The organism is Sphingomonas sp. (assembly GCF_017745215.1).
Lineage (GTDB): Bacteria > Pseudomonadota > Alphaproteobacteria > Sphingomonadales > Sphingomonadaceae > Sphingomonas.
Genome location: NZ_JAGHZV010000018.1, coordinates 14,352 through 30,562 on the forward strand (window position 1 = coordinate 14,352; position 16,211 = coordinate 30,562).

Consider the following 16,211-nt stretch of genomic DNA (forward strand, 5'->3'; position numbering starts at 1 on the left):
TGATGCGAACCCGCCTGCTTGCCGCTGCCATGACCGCCGCGGTCATGATCCCGGCGCTGCCCGCGATGGCGCAGACGCCGCGTCAGGATTACAACCGCAACGTGCGCGATGCGCAGCGCGAGTGCGCGCGCGACCTGCGCAATGCCGACAATGCCCGCGAATATCGCCGCGAGCAGCAGGACTGCCGCGACGACGTCCGCGACGCGCAGCGCCAGTACAATCGCGACCGTCGCGACTGGAATCGCGATCGCCGCGACTGGCGCAGCTATCGCTATTACGACTGGAACCGCGGCGCGAACGGCGGCGCCTATTACGCCGACGATTTCTATCGCGACGGCCGCTATTACAGCGAGCGCCGCCTGACCCGGAACGACCGCATCTATCGCGGGCGCGACGGCCGCTATTACTGCCGCCGCTCGGATGGGACGACCGGCCTGATCGTCGGCGGCGTCGCCGGCGGACTGTTCGGCAACGCATTGTCGAACGGTCGCAATGCGACGATCGGCACGCTGCTGGGCGCGGCGCTCGGCGCGTCGGTCGGCTCGGCGATCGACCGCGGCAACGTCCGCTGCCGCTGAGCCCTCAAGGGCTGTGGAGAGGGAAGGGCTCGGCGCTTGCGCCGGGCCCTTTTCCTATCAGATGAAGCCGCCGGTGAAGAACAGGCGCAGCCCGCTGATCAGGATCACCAGGAGGTTGAGGTTGCGGCCCGAGGTCTTGCCCGAGACGACGCCCAACGCCGCGCCGATGATCGCGAGCGGCAGCGCGATCCAGTTGACCAGCGGCAGCAACGGAATCGGGAAGATGCCGATCAGCGCGATCAGGAAGGCAAGAGCGCCGACGAGGATCGAGAGGATGTTCACCATGCCCCCGATATGGCGCGCCGGGGGTGTGTTGGCAAGATAGAACGGCGGCGGCGGCGTACTTTGGCCGAACGCTATCTTAACCTTCCTCGGCGATGCTTGCCGCCACATGCGGGAGCGCCCTTCGATGATCCGCCGGACCGGTTTCCTGTCTCTCCTCCTGCCGCTCGCGCTCGCTGCGTGCGGCGGAAGCGACGAGAGCGCCGATGCGACCAGCAACGCCAACGCCGTCGATCCGGCGCTGGCGAGCGCGCTCCAGGGCCAGATCATGGTCGATCCGCAGCTGTCGCAGCAGTCGAACGGCCAGGCGGTACGCCCGGCGAGCGGCGCCTATTCGGCCGGCGTTCCCTCGGACAATGCCGCCGGAACGTCGGCGGCGGCCAACGACGGCCCGCTGATGAAGACCCCCGCCCCCACCACGGCCGACAAGGGCTGCACTGCCTGCTCGGCGGCGCGCGAGAGCGCCACGCTCGGCGGGCTCGCGGCGCGCCAGGCGGACAAGCGCACCTCGGGCTGCGCGGCGAACCTCCAATATTCGGCCGGCTGGGCGCAGCGCCTGCCGCGCGACCTGCCGCTCCATCCCCAGGCGCGAGTGACCGAGGCGGCGGGCACCGAGACCGGTGAATGTGCGCTGCGCGTGGTGAGCTTCTCGCTCCCCGTCGGCATGCAGGGCACACTGGACTGGTATTACACCAGGGCAGTGCGCGCCGGGTACACCGCCGAGCATCAGGTCGATGGCGACGAGCACATCCTCGGCGGCACGCGCGACCGCGACGGCGGGGCTTATGTGCTGTACCTCAGTTCGCGCGCCGACGGCGGGACCGACGTGGACCTGGTGGCGAACAACGGGATTTGAGGCTCCCATTCCCCTCCTGGAAGGGAGGGGAGTCGGACGTCACAACCATCCCGCCGTCTGCAGGACCAGCCACACGCCGATCACGATGAACAGCAGCGCCGCGAGGCCATGCACCAGCTTCATCGGGATCCGGTCGATCAGCATCTTCCCCGCCAGCACTGCGGGCACGTTCGCCAGCATCATCCCCAGCGTCGTTCCCGCGGTCACCGCGAGCGCGTCGTGGAAGCGCGCGCCCAGCGCGATCGTCGCGACCTGCGTCTTGTCGCCCATCTCAACGAGGAAGAAGGCCACCAAAGTCGTCACGAACGCGCCGAACCGCGCCGGCTTGGCCCCGCCGTCGTCGTCGAGCTTGTCGGGGATCAGCGTCCACAGCCCCATGGCGATGAACGACGCCGCGATGAGGTAGCGAAACCACGCGCCGTCGAGCAGCTTGCCAGCCTCGGCACCGATCAGCGCGGCGAGGAAATGGTTGACCAAGGTCGCGCAGAGGATGCCCAGGATGATCGGCACGGGCCGCTTGAAGCGCGTCGCGAGCACGATCGCGAGAAGCTGGGTCTTGTCGCCGATCTCGGCGAGCGCGACGATCGCGGTGGAGGTGAGCAATGCTTCCACGAGAGGTTCCTTCGGGCCGGGCAGGCGATGGACGCAACGGCATCTTGCCTCCCGCCCGGTGAACGGAGGCCCGATGCCGATGGTCTCACCCGGGCGGTTTCCCGCCCCTCCCGCGCCACGGCCTCTCGACCGAGCATGTTGACGCCGGGCCCCGCCGAAGCGGTGGCTACTCCCCAAGGGACAAGGCGCGGGTAGCAGCGGCTTGCGTCAACCGCAACCCTTCGGTCACATCGCGCTCCCCAACCGTCATCCCGGCGAAAGCCGGGACCCAGGGTTACAAAGGACATCGCTCGCGGCCCTGGGTCCCGGCTTTCGCCGGGATGACGGCAAGGAGCGAGCGCTCGCCTCCCTCGGGATGATTTGAACCCCCGGCCATTCCGCGCTACCGGCGGCGGATGCCCCACATCCTCCTCGTCATGCTCGGCGGCGCCCTCGGCTCCGCGGCGCGTTTCCTGACCGGCAAGCTGATGCTCGGCTGGCTCGGGCCGAACTACCCCTGGGGCACGCTCACCGTGAACCTCGCCGGCGGCATGCTGATGGGCGTGCTCGCCGGCAGCCTCGCGCGCTTCGGCCAGGGCGGCGAGAGCTGGCGGCTGCTGCTCGGCGTCGGCGTGCTCGGCGGCTTCACCACTTTCTCGGCCTTTTCGCTCGACGCGATGGTGATGATCGAGCGCGGCGACTGGATGACCGCGCTCGGCTATGCGCTGGTCTCGGTGATCGGCTCGCTGATCGCGCTCGCGCTCGGCCTCGCCGCCGTGAGGGCGGTCGCATGAGTAAGGACGAGACCGGCGTCCGCCAGTTCACCGTTGGCGCCGACGACGACGGCATCCGGCTCGACCGCTGGTTCAAGCGGCATCTCGAGGACGTCAGCTTCAACATCGTCTCGCGCTGGGCGCGCACCGGCCAGCTCCGCGTCGACGGCGCGCGCGCGCAGCCGGGCGACCGAGTGACCGCGGGCCAGGTGATCCGCGTCCCTCCGGCCGAAGCGCCCACGCCGGCGGCCAGGGCCAAGCCCCAGCGCGCGCCGCTCAGCGACGACCAGGTCACGTTCATGCGCGAGATGGTGATCCACAAGGACGCCGCGGCGCTGGTGCTCAACAAGCCGCCCGGCCTCGCGACGCAGGGCGGCACCAAGACGCATGATCACGTCGACGGCCTGCTCGACGCGCTCCAGTTCGAAGCCGAGGGGCGACCCAAGCTCGTCCACCGGCTCGACAAGGACACCTCGGGCGCGCTGCTCCTCGCCCGCTCGGCCCGCGCCGCGGCCTATTTCGCGAAGAGCTTCTCGGGCCGCACGGCCCGAAAAGTCTATTGGGCCCTCGTCGTCGGCGTGCCCGACATCGCCGATGGGGTGATCGACCTGCCGATCGGCAAGCAGCCGGGCACCGGCGGCGAGAAGATGCATGTCGACGAAAGCGAGAACGGCCAGCCCGCCCGCTCGCGCTACCGCGTGATCGAGCGCGCCGGCAACCGCGCCGCCTGGGTCGAGCTCCAGCCCTATACCGGGCGCACGCACCAGCTGCGCGTCCATATGGCGGCGATCGGCCATCCGATCGTTGGCGACGGCAAATACGGCGGGCAGGAGGCATTCCTGACCGGCGGGATCAGCCGCAAGATGCACCTCCACGCGCGGCGCATCCGCATCGACCATCCCGACGGGGGCAAGCTCGACGTCACCGCGCCGCTCCCCGGCCATATCGCCGAATCGCTGTCGACGCTGGGCTTCGAGGAAGCGCAGGGCGACGCGCTCCCCTTCGACGACGGCCCCACCCCGCCGACGCGCGAGCAGCAGAAGGCGCGCGCGCGCGCGCACGCCAAGACCGTCCGCAAGGAGCGCCGCGGCGAGCGGCGGAGCCGGGGCAAGGCGCGCTGAGGTTCCCGGCACCCCATTGTCGCGGCGCCTTCCCTGCCCTAGCAGCGCGGCAGCTGCGGGGGAGATCGGAGATGTCGAAACACCTCAGGATCGCGGGCCGCGTGCCCGCATGACCAACCGCCTCGCCGTGTTCGATTGCGACGGCACGCTCGTCGACAGCCAGGCGAACATCTGCCGGGCGATGGAGGCCGCCTTCGCCGAGGCCGGGTTCGAGCCACCCGAGCGCGCGGCGATTCGGCGGATCGTCGGGCTCAGCCTCGTCCCCGCGATCGCGCGGCTGCTGCCCGAAGGCGATCCCGCGCTCCACGAGGCGATGGCCGACTCGTACAAGCGCGCCTTCTTCGCGATGCGATCGAACGGCGCGCTCGACCCCGAGCCGCTGTTCGACGGGATCGCCGAGACGATCGCCGCGCTCGACGCCACGGGCTGGCTGCTCGGCATCGCGACGGGCAAGTCCGACCGCGGGCTGATCGCGATCCTCGAGCACCATGGCCTGCGCGCGCGCTTCGTCACGCTGCAGACCGCCGACCGGCATCCGTCGAAGCCGCACCCCTCGATGCTCGAGGCGGCGATCGCCGAGGCCGGTGCGACGCCCGACACCACCGCGATGATCGGCGACACCAGCTTCGACATCGCGATGGCGCGGGCCACCGGCGCGCATGCAATCGGCGTCGCATGGGGCTATCATGACCCGCATGAGCTGGCCGAAGCGGGCGCGGCGATGATCGCCGGGCATCCGCTCGATCTCGTCCGGCAGCTGGAGAGCCTATGACCACCCCCGAAGCGCAGGCGCGCAACCGCTATTTCGCGATGGCCGCCGTCAACATCGCCGCCACTGCAGGCGCCGTGCTCGGCCTCGTGATCGCCGGCCGCTCGTCGAGCTGGGAAGGCAGCGTGCTCGGCGGCGCGATCATCCTGTCGGCGCTCTATGTCATGGCCGTCGTGCCCCGCGCGATGGCACGCCGCTGGCGGACGCCGCCGGAGGCATGAGGCGCTTCTGGAAAGACATCGCCGTCGAGGAGACGGCGCACGGCCACGCATTGCGCCTCGACGGCCGGCTGGTGCGCACCCCCGGCCGCGCCGAACTCGCGCTGCCGACGCCGCAGCTCGCCGCGGCGATCGCGGGCGAGTGGCACGCAGTGGCGGAGACGATCGACCCGCGCGCGATGCCGCTCACCGGCCTCGCCAATGCCGCGATCGATCGCGTGGCGCCGGACCGCGCGCGCTTCGCCGCGAGCCTCGCGGCCTATGGCGAGAGCGACCTCACCTGCTACCGCGCCGCCGAGCCGCCGCCGTTGGTCGAGCGCCAGGCCGAGCATTGGGACCCGCTGCTCGACTGGGCGCGCGGCCGCTACGACGTGCATTTCGAGACGGTTGCGGGGGTGATCCACAAGCCCCAGCCGCCCGCGACGATCGCGCGGCTGGGCGAAGCGGTGGGCGTGCTCGACGCGTTCCACCTGGCGGGGCTGTCACCGCTGGTGACGGTCAGCGGCTCGCTGCTGATCGGGCTGGCGCTGCTCGAAGGCGCGGTGTCGCGGGACGTCGCCTGGGCCGCCGCGCTGGTCGACGAGGCCTGGCAGGCCGAGCAATGGGGCGAGGACGAGCTCGCGACGCTGGCGCGCGAGTCGAAGCGCGGGGAATTCGACGCGGGCGCGCGGTTCCTGGGGTTGCTCTGACACCCACCTCAGTCGTCATCCCGGCGAAAGCCGGGACCCAGGGCCGCAAGCGATGCCCTTCGTAACTCTGGGTCCCGGCTTTCGCCGGGATGACGGTTAGGCAGTGGCGCGTCCGGAACTCACCCCGACTTGGTCAGGCTCCGGATGAAGCCGATCAGCCCGGTCTGGCGCGAGCGCTTCAGCCGCTCTGCGTTCAGGATCGTGTGCACCGACGAATAGCATTCCTCGACGTCGTCGTTGACCAGGACATAGTCATAGCCGTCCCAGTGGCTGACTTCATTCTCGGCCCGCGCCATCCGCCGGTCGATCACCTCGGCGGTGTCGGTCGCGCGCTTGTCGAGCCGCTCGCGCAGCACCTTGAGCGACGGCGGCAGGATGAACACCCGCACCACGTCGCCGCCGGCGAGCTGGAACAGCTGCTGCGCGCCCTGCCAGTCGATATCGAACAGCACGTCGCGGCCCGAGGCGAGGATCTGGTCGACCTGCGCCTTGGGCGTGCCGTAGCGATGGTCGAAGACATGCGCCCATTCGAGGAACTCGTGGTTCGCGACCATCGCGCGAAACCCCTCGAGATCGGTGAAATGATAGTCGACGCCGTCCTTCTCGCCCGGGCGCGGCGCGCGGGTGGTGTAGGAGACCGACATCTCCAGCTGGTTGTCGGCGCCGAGCAGCTTGCGCGCGATCGTCGACTTGCCCGCACCCGACGGCGAGGACAGGACGAACAGCACGCCGCGGCGCTTGAAGCCATGCGGATCGGATTCGGTGCGCTGGGGCATGGGCGCTAGTGGCCCGGCAGCCAGGGGCCGTCAAGCGCCAGTCGCCGCGCGGGTGTCGCCTAACGATACCGCCGCTTGCGTCCGAACAACAGCCGGGCCACCAGCCATAGCAGTCCGCCGACGATCCAGCCGATCGGGCCGAGTCGCTTGAGCACGCGCTCGACGGCGACTCCGAGCGCCATGCCCTTCAGGCCGCCATGGCCATCGCGCCGATCGATCGAGCGGCCGATCAGCGCGCCCATGATCTTGCCGATCACGGCGCGGTCGCCGGCTGGAGCCTGGCCGAGACATAACGCGCGCCGAGCACCGCACCGCCCAGCAGCAGCGCCGCCGGCACCACGCGCTTGGCGACTTCCCAGGCGCCGACGCCGAGGATGGCGCCCATCGTGCCGCCCTCGCCGTCGCGACGGTCGATGCTGCGGCCGATCCAGCCTGCGATTGCGTCCCCGATCATGGTCTTCCTTCCCGAAACTGGTTCGGGAGAAAAGCGATCGAGAGGGGGGCGGGTTCCCTCAATCCTCCCCCAGCTTGCTGGGGGAGGGGGACCGCCGAAGGCGGTGGAGGGGCGCCGCGAAGCGGCGTTTGTCCTGAGCTTCGAGCGGGCCCCGCGCCTTCGGCGCGCCCCTCCACCACCGCCTTCGGCGGCGGTCCCCCTCCCCTGCTGTGCAGGGGAGGAATTGGACATCAGCGCCCGATCATCGTCTCCGCGCGGACGTATTTGTCGAACGTCGCTTCGTCGACGAGCCCGAGCGCGAGGCCGCTCTCCTTGAGCGTCAGCCCCTTCTCGTGCGCGTTCTTGGCGATCTTGGCGGCATTGTCGTAGCCGATCGCCGGCGCCAGCGCGGTCACCAGCATCAGCGAGCGGTCGACCAGCTCCTTGATCCGCGCCTCGTTGGCCTTGGCGCCGTCGACCGCGCGCTCGGCGAAGCTCACCATGCCGACCGACATCAGCTCGATCGAGCGCAGCACATTCGAGCCGATCAGCGGCTTGAACACGTTGAGCTCGAAATGGCCCTGCATGCCGCCCACCGTGACGGCCATATGGTTGCCGATCACCTGCGCCGCGACCATCGTCAGCGATTCGCTCTGGGTGGGGTTCACCTTGCCCGGCATGATCGAGCTGCCCGGCTCGTTCGCCGGCAGGTCGAGCTCGCCGAGGCCCGAGCGCGGGCCCGAGCCGAGCAGGCGGATGTCGTTGGCGATCTTGTTGAGCGACACCGCGAGCGTGTTGCAGACGCCCGAGAGGTTCACCAGCTGGTCCTTGGTCGCCAGCGCCTCGAACTTGTTGGGCGCGGTGACGAACGGGAGGCCGGTGATGTTGGCGATCTCGGCCGCGACGTCCTCGGCATAGCCCGGGGGCGAGTTGAGCCCGGTGCCGACCGCGGTGCCGCCGAGCGCGAGCTTGAAGATGTCGATCTCGAGCACCGAGGCGAAGCGCGCCTTCGCCGACTCGAGCATCGCGGCATAGCCCGAGAATTCCTGGCCGAGCGTCAGCGGCGTCGCATCCTGGAGGTGCGTGCGGCCGATCTTGACGATGTGATCCCAGGCCTCGACCTTCGCCTCGATCGAGGCGTGGAGCGTGGCGAGCGCAGGATAGAGCTTGAGCGTCACCGCGCGAGCCGCGGCGATGTGGAGCGCGGTGGGGAACGAATCGTTCGACGATTGCGCCATGTTGACGTGATCGTTCGGATGGATCGGCGACTTGCCGCCCTTCTTGCCGGTGAGGATCTCGTTGGCGCGGCCGGCGATGACTTCGTTGACGTTCATGTTGGTCTGGGTGCCGCTGCCGGTCTGCCAGATCACCAGCGGGAACTGGTCGTCGAGCTTGCCGTCGACGATCTCCTGCGCGACCTGGTCGATCACCTTGGCGATCTCGGGGTCGAGCCCGTGCTTGACGTTCACCCGCGCCGCGGCCTGCTTCACGATCGCCTGGGCATGGACGATGCCGAGCGGCATCCGCTCCATTGCGCCGAAGGGGAAATTCTCGATCGAGCGCTGGGTCTGCGCGCCCCAATAGGCGGCGGCAGGCACTTCGATCGCGCCGATCGAATCGGTTTCGGTGCGGGTATCGGTCACGGGGTCCTCCGGAAGGCGTTTCGCGCGCGCTCTAGGCGCAAGCGGGCCCGCAGGACAACCCGCCGGACGTGTTTGGAGTGCGCCTCACGGCGCATGGCGGTGCCGGCCCGCTCCCCCTCCCGGCCACCCAACGACAGTGTATTCTATGGGTGGCCGAGAGGGGGAGCGGGCTGGCGCCGCCTCAAAACGCGCTCTTCGCGCGTTTTCAAACAAACGCTCACTTCTTTCGCTTGAAGTCCACCGAGACGACGTTCGAGCCTTCGTCAGACCCGCCCTTGCCGGTGCTGCCGGTGCCCGGACCGTCGTTCTCCGCTTCCTCGACCGGATCGGGGCCGTCGGGACCCTCCTGCGCCTGGAAGCGCAGCTCGAAGTTCACCGCGGGATCGTGGAAGCCGGTGATCGCCGCGAAGGGAATCACCAGCGTTGCGGGCACCTGGTTGAAGCTCAGCCCCACCGAAAAGCGCTCGGCGTCGACGTTCAGGTCCCAGAAGCGATGCTGGAGGACGATCGTCATCTCGTCCGGGAAGCGCTCGATCAGCCGCTGCGGGATGTCGACGCCCGGCGCGTGCGTCTTGAAGGTGATGTAGAAATGGTGCCCGCCGGGCAGCCCGCCGGTCTTGGCGACCGAGCCGAGCACGCGCCCCACCACGGCGCGCAGGGCCTCCTGCACGATCTCGTCATAGGGAATCAGGCTGTCGGGTACGCTCGAGCTCATGTGTCTGGACTAGCGGGTCCTAGTCTGCGGTCAAGATTGCATGGACGCGGCGAACCGCTATGTGGGGCGCCGATGCGCACCGCGACCGTCAGCCGCAAGACGAGCGAGACCTCGATCGACGTCACCGTCAACCTCGACGGGACCGGCGTCTATACCGTCTCTACGGGCATCGGCTTCTTCGATCACATGCTCGAGCAGCTCTCGCGCCACTCGCTGATCGACCTCGACGTGAAGACCGTCGGCGACCTCCACATCGACCAGCACCACACGGTCGAAGACACGGGACTCGCGATCGGCGAAGCGGTGGCCAGGGCGCTCGGCGACAAGAAGGGCATTCGTCGCTACGCCGACGCGCTCTCGCCGATGGACGAGACGCTCACGCGAGTCGCGGTGGACATCTCCGGGCGGCCGTTCCTCGTGTTCAAGACCGAGTTCAGCCAGAAGCGGCTCGGCGAGATGGACACCGAGATGTTCGAGCATTGGTTCCACAGCTTCGCGCAGACCGCCGGGATCACGCTCCACGTCGAGACGCTCTACGGCTCGAACAACCACCATATCGCCGAAAGCGCGTTCAAGGGCCTCGCCCGCGCGCTGCGCCAGGCCGTCGAGATCGACCCGCGCAAGGCCGATGCCATCCCCTCCACCAAGGGCGTGCTGTGATGATCCTCGTGCTGCTGACCTACAAAGTCTCCGAAGCGACCATCCTCGAGCTGCGCCCGGCGCATCGCGACTGGCTGGCGGCGGGCATGGCCGAAGGGCGGCTGCTCGCAGCGGGGCGCAAGGTGCCGGTGACCGGCGGCATGTTCATGGTCCGCGGCACCGTCGACGAAGCGAAGGCCTGGATCGAGAGCGATCCCTTCCGCCTCGCGGGCGCGGCCGACTATGAATTCGTCGAGATCGAAGTGACGATGGCCGCGCCGGAGCTGGCCGCGCTCACCGCATGAGCATCGCGCTGATCGACTATGGCGCGGGCAATCTCCACTCGGTCCACAATGCGCTGAAGGCGGCGGGCGCGCGCGACGTCACGGTGACTGCCGATCCCGAGGTCGTGCTTCGCGCGGACCGAGTCGTGCTCCCCGGCGTCGGCGCCTTCGCGGCCTGCGCGGGCGGGCTGCGCGGCATCCCCGGCATGGTCGCGGCGATCGAGGAGCGCGTGCTCGAGCGCGGTGCGCCGTTCCTCGGCGTGTGCGTCGGCATGCAGCTGATGGCCGAGACCGGCGAGGAGTTCGGCACCCACCCCGGGCTCGGCTGGATCAAGGGGAGCGTGCGCGCGATTCGTCCGTCGGAGGCCGTGCGCGTGCCTCACATGGGCTGGAACGACGTCGTCCCCCTCGCCGATCATCCGCTGATCGAGCCCGGCGAGGCCTATTTCCTCCACAGCTTCGCCTTCGAAGGCGAGGACGTGCTTGCGACCACCGACCATGGCGGCGCGCTGACCGCCGCGATCGGCCGCGGCAACCTCGCCGGCGTCCAGTTCCACCCCGAGAAGAGCCAGCGCTACGGCATCGCGCTGCTGGAGAGGTTCCTGCAATGGCGGCCCTGAACCTTCTTAAATCCTCCCCCAGCTTGCTGGGGGAGGGGGACCATGCGAAGCATGGTGGAGGGGTGCCGCGAAGCGGCGCTTGTGCTGAACTGAAAGCGGCTCCCGCGCCTTCGGCGCGGCCCCTCCACCGCCTTCGGCGGTCCCCCTCCCCTGCTGCGCAGGGGAGGATTTAATGGCCTTGATCATCTTCCCCGCGATCGATCTCAAGGCCGGTCAGGTCGTGCGCCTGGCCGAGGGCGACATGGACCGCGCCACCGTCTATGGCGACGACCCCGCTGCACAGGCCGAGCTGTTCCGGAACGCCGGCGCCGAATGGCTCCACGTCGTCGACCTCGACGGCGCCTTCGCGGGCGAATCGGTCAACGGCCCGGCGGTCGCGGCCATCCTCGAGCGCTTCGGCGGCAAGGTCCAGCTCGGCGGCGGGATCCGCAACCGCGATTCGATCGAGCGCTGGCTCGACCTCGGCGTCGCGCGCGTGGTGATCGGCACCGCGGCGCTCGAGAACCCCGAGCTGGTCCACGCGGCGGCGCGCGACAATCGGGGGCGGATCGTGGTGGCGGTCGATGCGCGCGACGGCATGGTCGCGACACGCGGCTGGGCCGATGTGTCGAGCGTCAGCGTCACCGAACTGGCCAGGCGCTTCGAGGATGCGGGCGTCGCGGCGCTGCTGTTCACCGACGTCGGCCGCGACGGTCTGCTCAAGGGCTGCAACGTCGAGGCGACGGTGGCGCTCGCGAAGGCCGCGGGCATCCCGGTGATCGCCAGCGGCGGGGTGAGCGGGATCGAGGACATCCACGCGCTCGCGCCGCATGTCGCCGACGGGATCGAGGGCGTGATCACGGGCAGGGCGCTGTACGATGGGCGGCTCGACCTCGGCGAAGCGATCCGGGTGGCGGCGGCATGAGCGCGCATCTCGCCGCGCTGCTGATGCTCGCAGTCGTGATTCCGGGCGCGTTCATCACCCAGAGCGATTTCCGCCAGGGCCGCTCGCGCTTCTGGCTGTCGCCCAGCATCGTCAGGCAATGGCAGTTCGACCGGGCGGCGAGCCCGACGGGCTTCTGGGTTTCCACCGCGGTCAACGTCGCGCTGATCGCGCTGCTGGTCGTCGTCGGCATCCTCATCCTGATCCGGCCGGACCACATCGGATGACCGTCCGCGCGCGCGTCATCCCCTGCCTCGACGTCGCCGAAGGGCGCGTCGTGAAGGGCGTCAACTTCGTCGAGCTGCGCGACGCGGGCGATCCGGTCGAGCAGGCGCGCGCCTATGACGCGGCAGGGGCCGACGAGCTCTGCTTCCTCGACATCACCGCGAGCCATGAGGCGCGCGGCACGATCCTCGACGTGGTGCGGCGGACGGCCGAGGTGTGCTTCATGCCGCTCACCGTCGGCGGCGGCGTGCGCACGGTGGAGGATGCGCGTGCGCTGCTGCTCGCGGGGGCGGACAAGGTCGCGGTCAACTCGGCTGCGGTGGCGCGGCCCGAAGTGGTGGCGGAGATCGCGGACCGGATGGGCAGCCAGTGCGTCGTCGCCTCGGTCGATGCGCGGCGGATCGGCGAGGGCCGCTGGGAAGTCTTCACCCACGGCGGGCGGCGCGCGACGGGGATCGACGCAGTCTCGCATGCGCTGGGCCTCGCGCGGCTCGGCGCGGGCGAGCTGCTGGTCACCTCGATGGACCGCGACGGCACGCGCGACGGCTACGACCTCGAGTTGATCCGCACGATCGCCGACCAGGTGACCGTGCCGGTGGTGGCATCGGGCGGGGTGGGCAACCTTCGCCATCTTGTCGAGGGGATCGTGCAGGGCCATGCCTCGGCGGTGCTCGCCGCCTCAATCTTCCACTTCGGCGAAGCGAGCATCGCCGAAGCGCATGCGGCGCTGCGGGCGGCGGGGATCGCGGTTCGCTCTCAATAGCCGTTGAGATTTGCGGCCGTGACGCCCGAGACTTAACCAAATCGCCAGCCCCCTCGCCTATCCTCCCGCCATGCTCCGCATCGCCCTCGCCCTGCTGCTCGCCGCGCCCGCCATCGCCGAGGAGCCTGCACACACCGGTGTGGCGGGGCATCGCTCGATGCCCGAGCTCTCGGACCTCGCGCTCGCCGCGATCGCTGCGGGAGGCATCTGGTGGGTCCGCCGAGCGATGCGCGCGCGCTTCCGGCGCAGCCAGGAGGATTGACTTCGGACTCCGGCTCCCGCAGCCGGAGCGCCATGGACTCGCTCGCCGCCCTCGAAGCCGTCATCCGCGAACGCCGCGGCGCCGATCCGTCCGAATCCTACGTCGCCAAGCTCTTCCACCGCGGCCGCGGCAAGATCGCGCAGAAGCTCGGCGAGGAAGCGGTCGAGACCGTGATCGCCGCGATGGGCGACGATCCCGCAGCACTCACCGGCGAGGCGGCCGACCTCGTCTTCCACTTGCTCGTGCTGCTGGTCGACGCGGGCCTCAGCCTCGACGACGTCCGCGCCGAGCTCCTCCGCCGCGAGGGGCTGTCGGGCCTCGCCGAAAAGGCCGCGCGGACCGACCCGGACTGATCCTTCCAAGCGGAGATCCCGATGCCCATCGACGCCACCCAGCCGTACGACGACCAGAATGTCTTCGCGAAGATCCTGCGCGGCGAGATCCCGTCGAAGAAAGTGCATGAGGACGAGTTCGCGCTCGCCTTCCACGACATCAATCCGCAGGCGCCGCACCATATCCTGGTGATCCCCAAGGGGCCGTACGTCTCGTGGGACGATTTCAGCGCCAAGGCCTCGGACGCCGAGATCGCCGGCTTCGTCCGCGCGGTCGGGCAGGTCGCGCGAGACGCGGGCTTCGTCGCGCCGGGCTATCGGCTGCTCGCCAACGCCGGGCTCGACGGCCATCAGGAAGTGCCGCACCTCCACGTGCACATCTTCGCCGGCCGCCCGCTCGGGCCGATGCTGGCGCGCTAGGCGGCGCTCACGCGAGGCGGGCCACGCCCTCGTCGCGCGCCGCCTTTCGGAACAGCGCGGCCGAGACCAGCCAGATCGCGACGAAGGCGCCGTCGATCGCGAAGAGCCGGGGCTCGTGCCCGATCATGGCGAGCGCGGTCAGCGCCTGGGCGCCTGCGGTCGCCGCCATCGCCACGGCCATGCCCGCCGCGCGGAACCGCGCCGCCCCCGCCGCGCCGATCCCCACCGCAAGCACGCCCGCGAAGATCAGGTTCAGCGGGTCGGCCGGCTCGCCGATGAAGCCGACCGCGAGATTGGCCCAGACCAGCAGGAATGCCCCCGCCACCGCGACGGCAGCGCCCAGCCGATAGGCGGGATTGCCGCTCGCGCGCAGCGCCAGCTCAAGCGCGACGCCGGCCGCGAGGATCATCGTGCCGAAGACGAGGAAGTCCTCGACGCCCCAGTCCACCTCGCGCGTGACCTGCATCGCCGCCAGCGGCAATGCGAGAAGCCCCGCGGCGGCGCCCCAGCCCATCATTCTCCACCGATTCATGCCCAACCTCCGTGACCGAGCCTCACCCATGCCCGCGCGCGATGCACCCCTGATCCGCGCGCCGAGGAGAAACGGTGCAGCCCGCCTCGGCGCGCGCGGCGCTTAGCCTATTGCGCCTCCCCGTTTTGCGGCTAGGTTCGCTCGCCATTACCATTGCTACCGGGGCGCGGCCCCGGCCGAGGGGGATTCTTGATGGCATCAGCAGCACCCAAACGAGGCTTTCTAGCGCGGATGTTCGCGCGGAAATCGATTGCGCAGGTCCAGCGCGAGACCGAGTCCAGCGAGCTCAAGCGCACGCTCGGCAAGTGGAACCTGCTCCTGCTGGGCGTGGGCTGCATCATCGGCGCGGGCATCTTCGTACGGACCGGCAGCGCCGCGGCGCTCCATGCGGGCCCGGCGGTGCTGCTCTCCTTCGTCGTCGCGGGCATCGTCTGCGCCTTCGCCGGCCTCTGCTATGCCGAGCTCTCCTCGACGCTGCCGGTCTCCGGCTCGGCCTACACCTATGGCTACACCACGCTGGGCGAGTTCGTCGCCTGGATCATGGGCGCGCTGCTGCTCCTCGAATATGGCCTTGCCGCGTCGGTGGTCGCGGTCGGCTGGGCAGGCTATGTCGTCAGCCTGCTGAACGACTTCGGCCTCCACATCCCCGCGGCGCTGACCGGCCCCAGCGGCTATACGCTGATGAAGGACGGCGCCCCGGTGCTGGTCGACGGCCATACCGTCACCACCGTGTTCAACCTGCCCGCCTTCCTGATCTGCGTCGCGCTCGCCGCGCTGCTCGTGGTCGGCGTGTCCGAATCGGCCAAGGTCAACAACGTCATCGTCGCGATCAAGGTGGGGGTGCTCACGGCGTTCATCGTCGTCGGCGGGCTGATCGTGATCACCCATTTCGGCGAGCTCGCCGCGAAGAACTGGGTGCCCTTCATCCCCCCCGCGCAGGGCGACGGCAAGTTCGGCGTCGACGGCATCATGCGCGCCGCCTCGATCGTGTTCTTCGCCTATATCGGCTTCGAGGCGGTCTCGACCGCAGGCCAGGAATCGAAGGACCCGAAGCGCGACATGCCCTTCGGCATCATCGGCTCGCTGGTCGTCTGCACCGTGATCTACATGCTCGTCGCGGCGATCATGACGCTGCTGGTGCCCTACGCCTCGCTCAACGTGCCCGATCCGGTCGCGGTGGTGGTCGACCATTTCGGCCCGACCTGGGGCTGGCTCGCCAAGGTGATCAAGGTCGGCGCGATCGTCGGCCTCACCTCGGTGGTGCTCGTGCTGATGTACGCCCAGACGCGCATCTTCTACACGATGGCGCGCGACGGGCTGCTGCCCAAGGTGTTCAGCCACGTCCATCCGAAGTTCAAGACGCCGGCGCTCAACACCGTGCTGGTCGGCCTGATCACCGCGGTCGCCGCGGGCTTCTTCGACATCAACCTGCTCGGCGACGCCACCTCGGTCGGCACGCTCGCGGCCTTCGCGATCGTCTGCCTCTCGGTGATCTACCTGCGCCGCTCGGCGCCCGACCTGCCGCGCGGCTTCTCGGTGCCGCTCTATCCGGTGCTGCCGATCCTCGGCATCCTGTCGTGCGCCTATCTGATCTCGACCGTGCCGTGGAACGTGCTGCGCTTCTTCCTCATCTACATGGGGATCGCGGTGGTGCTCTACTTCGCCTATGGGTTCCATTTCTCGAACCTCCAGCATGGCGAGGGCCAGGATTCGGGTCCCGACATGGGCGAGTTCCCCGCGCCGGTGGGCGAGCAGCCCTGAGGCCGAG

The 16,211-nt window shown here is 69.6% G+C and carries 25 protein-coding genes; 17 read left to right on the forward strand and 8 right to left on the reverse strand.

Going from position 1 to position 16,211, the window contains the following annotated elements; translation table 11 throughout:
• Window positions 1–29: 29 nt before the first annotated feature.
• On the forward strand, window positions 30–578 hold the full coding sequence (locus tag J7495_RS16375; protein ID WP_294057847.1) for a glycine zipper 2TM domain-containing protein: 549 nt from the start codon (window positions 30–32) through the stop codon (window positions 576–578).
• 57 nt (window positions 579–635) lie between these two features.
• Here J7495_RS16375 and J7495_RS16380 read toward each other — a convergent pair whose 3' ends face one another.
• Window positions 636–863 (reverse strand): hypothetical protein, encoded by a 228-nt coding sequence (locus J7495_RS16380; RefSeq protein ID WP_294057849.1) that lies wholly within the window; start codon window positions 861–863, stop codon window positions 636–638.
• A gap of 124 nt (window positions 864–987) precedes the next feature.
• Between J7495_RS16380 and J7495_RS16385 the strand changes: the two genes are divergently transcribed.
• The gene (locus J7495_RS16385; protein ID WP_294057850.1) at window positions 988–1,716 is read left to right on the forward strand and encodes a hypothetical protein; all 729 of its coding nucleotides are present in this window, start codon (window positions 988–990) and stop codon (window positions 1,714–1,716) included.
• Window positions 1,717–1,755: 39 nt separating this feature from the next.
• On the opposite strand, the gene J7495_RS16390 is transcribed toward J7495_RS16385, so the two are convergent.
• A complete protein-coding gene (locus tag J7495_RS16390; protein ID WP_294057852.1) occupies window positions 1,756–2,328 on the reverse strand; it encodes a TMEM165/GDT1 family protein in 573 nt (190 codons plus the stop codon).
• Window positions 2,329–2,723: 395 nt separating this feature from the next.
• On the opposite strand from J7495_RS16390, the gene crcB reads away from it, so the two are divergent.
• The 5 genes from crcB (at window position 2,724) to J7495_RS16415 (ending at window position 5,877) form a co-directional block, all read left to right on the forward strand.
• Window positions 2,724–3,101: a fluoride efflux transporter CrcB gene (crcB, locus tag J7495_RS16395; RefSeq protein WP_294057853.1), complete on the forward strand. Its 378-nt coding sequence runs from the start codon at window positions 2,724–2,726 to the stop codon at window positions 3,099–3,101.
• Window positions 3,098–4,201, forward strand: a complete 1,104-nt coding sequence (locus J7495_RS16400) for an RluA family pseudouridine synthase (protein WP_294057854.1) — start codon at window positions 3,098–3,100, stop codon at window positions 4,199–4,201. Before crcB ends, J7495_RS16400 begins: the two co-directional genes overlap by 4 nt.
• Before the next feature lie 109 nt (window positions 4,202–4,310).
• Window positions 4,311–4,973: an HAD-IA family hydrolase gene (locus tag J7495_RS16405; protein WP_294057855.1), complete on the forward strand. Its 663-nt coding sequence runs from the start codon at window positions 4,311–4,313 to the stop codon at window positions 4,971–4,973.
• Window positions 4,970–5,191 carry a hypothetical protein gene (locus J7495_RS16410; RefSeq protein WP_294057856.1) on the forward strand — a complete coding sequence of 74 codons (222 nt, stop codon included), beginning with the start codon at window positions 4,970–4,972 and terminating at the stop codon, window positions 5,189–5,191. Before J7495_RS16405 ends, J7495_RS16410 begins: the two co-directional genes overlap by 4 nt.
• Window positions 5,188–5,877 carry an ATP12 family protein gene (locus tag J7495_RS16415; RefSeq protein WP_294057858.1) on the forward strand — a complete coding sequence of 230 codons (690 nt, stop codon included), beginning with the start codon at window positions 5,188–5,190 and terminating at the stop codon, window positions 5,875–5,877. Before J7495_RS16410 ends, J7495_RS16415 begins: the two co-directional genes overlap by 4 nt.
• Window positions 5,878–5,996: 119 nt before the next feature.
• Here J7495_RS16415 and gmk read toward each other — a convergent pair whose 3' ends face one another.
• From gmk to J7495_RS16440, 5 genes are all read right to left on the reverse strand, one after another.
• Window positions 5,997–6,653 carry a guanylate kinase gene (gmk, locus tag J7495_RS16420; RefSeq protein ID WP_294057860.1) on the reverse strand — a complete coding sequence of 219 codons (657 nt, stop codon included), beginning with the start codon at window positions 6,651–6,653 and terminating at the stop codon, window positions 5,997–5,999.
• A gap of 59 nt (window positions 6,654–6,712) precedes the next feature.
• The gene (locus J7495_RS16425) at window positions 6,713–6,910 is read right to left on the reverse strand and encodes a hypothetical protein (protein ID WP_294057861.1); all 198 of its coding nucleotides are present in this window, start codon (window positions 6,908–6,910) and stop codon (window positions 6,713–6,715) included.
• Complete coding sequence (locus J7495_RS16430) at window positions 6,907–7,107, reverse strand: hypothetical protein (RefSeq protein WP_294057863.1); 201 nt, start codon at window positions 7,105–7,107, stop codon at window positions 6,907–6,909. The genes J7495_RS16425 and J7495_RS16430 overlap by 4 nt, the downstream gene beginning before the upstream one ends.
• Before the next feature lie 230 nt (window positions 7,108–7,337).
• Window positions 7,338–8,729: a class II fumarate hydratase gene (gene fumC / locus J7495_RS16435; RefSeq protein WP_294057865.1), complete on the reverse strand. Its 1,392-nt coding sequence runs from the start codon at window positions 8,727–8,729 to the stop codon at window positions 7,338–7,340.
• 217 nt (window positions 8,730–8,946) lie between these two features.
• Entirely contained in the window at window positions 8,947–9,444 is a 498-nt protein-coding gene (locus J7495_RS16440) for a ClpXP protease specificity-enhancing factor SspB (protein WP_294057866.1), read from the reverse strand.
• A gap of 72 nt (window positions 9,445–9,516) precedes the next feature.
• Between J7495_RS16440 and hisB the strand changes: the two genes are divergently transcribed.
• From hisB to J7495_RS16485, 9 genes are all read left to right on the forward strand, one after another.
• Window positions 9,517–10,104, forward strand: a complete 588-nt coding sequence (gene hisB, locus J7495_RS16445; protein WP_294057868.1) for an imidazoleglycerol-phosphate dehydratase HisB — start codon at window positions 9,517–9,519, stop codon at window positions 10,102–10,104.
• Entirely contained in the window at window positions 10,104–10,388 is a 285-nt protein-coding gene (locus tag J7495_RS16450) for a YciI family protein (RefSeq protein WP_294057869.1), read from the forward strand. The genes hisB and J7495_RS16450 overlap by 1 nt, the downstream gene beginning before the upstream one ends.
• Entirely contained in the window at window positions 10,385–10,987 is a 603-nt protein-coding gene (gene hisH, locus J7495_RS16455; RefSeq protein WP_294057871.1) for an imidazole glycerol phosphate synthase subunit HisH, read from the forward strand. The genes J7495_RS16450 and hisH overlap by 4 nt, the downstream gene beginning before the upstream one ends.
• A 172-nt stretch (window positions 10,988–11,159) precedes the next feature.
• Window positions 11,160–11,891, forward strand: coding sequence for a 1-(5-phosphoribosyl)-5-[(5-phosphoribosylamino)methylideneamino]imidazole-4-carboxamide isomerase (gene hisA / locus J7495_RS16460; RefSeq protein ID WP_294057872.1), 732 nt, complete (start codon window positions 11,160–11,162; stop codon window positions 11,889–11,891).
• Window positions 11,888–12,136: a hypothetical protein gene (locus J7495_RS16465; protein WP_294057873.1), complete on the forward strand. Its 249-nt coding sequence runs from the start codon at window positions 11,888–11,890 to the stop codon at window positions 12,134–12,136. The genes hisA and J7495_RS16465 overlap by 4 nt, the downstream gene beginning before the upstream one ends.
• Complete coding sequence (gene hisF / locus J7495_RS16470) at window positions 12,133–12,897, forward strand: imidazole glycerol phosphate synthase subunit HisF (RefSeq protein WP_294057874.1); 765 nt, start codon at window positions 12,133–12,135, stop codon at window positions 12,895–12,897. Before J7495_RS16465 ends, hisF begins: the two co-directional genes overlap by 4 nt.
• Window positions 12,898–12,967: 70 nt before the next feature.
• Complete coding sequence (locus J7495_RS16475; protein ID WP_294057875.1) at window positions 12,968–13,159, forward strand: hypothetical protein; 192 nt, start codon at window positions 12,968–12,970, stop codon at window positions 13,157–13,159.
• 32 nt (window positions 13,160–13,191) lie between these two features.
• On the forward strand, window positions 13,192–13,512 hold the full coding sequence (locus tag J7495_RS16480) for a phosphoribosyl-ATP diphosphatase (protein WP_294057876.1): 321 nt from the start codon (window positions 13,192–13,194) through the stop codon (window positions 13,510–13,512).
• Between the two features lie 21 nt (window positions 13,513–13,533).
• Window positions 13,534–13,911 (forward strand): histidine triad nucleotide-binding protein, encoded by a 378-nt coding sequence (locus tag J7495_RS16485; protein WP_294057877.1) that lies wholly within the window; start codon window positions 13,534–13,536, stop codon window positions 13,909–13,911.
• Window positions 13,912–13,918: 7 nt separating this feature from the next.
• On the opposite strand, the gene J7495_RS16490 is transcribed toward J7495_RS16485, so the two are convergent.
• The gene (locus J7495_RS16490) at window positions 13,919–14,443 is read right to left on the reverse strand and encodes a hypothetical protein (protein WP_294057878.1); all 525 of its coding nucleotides are present in this window, start codon (window positions 14,441–14,443) and stop codon (window positions 13,919–13,921) included.
• A gap of 231 nt (window positions 14,444–14,674) precedes the next feature.
• Between J7495_RS16490 and J7495_RS16495 the strand changes: the two genes are divergently transcribed.
• Window positions 14,675–16,204: an amino acid permease gene (locus tag J7495_RS16495; RefSeq protein ID WP_294057879.1), complete on the forward strand. Its 1,530-nt coding sequence runs from the start codon at window positions 14,675–14,677 to the stop codon at window positions 16,202–16,204.
• Window positions 16,205–16,211: the final 7 nt, after the last annotated feature.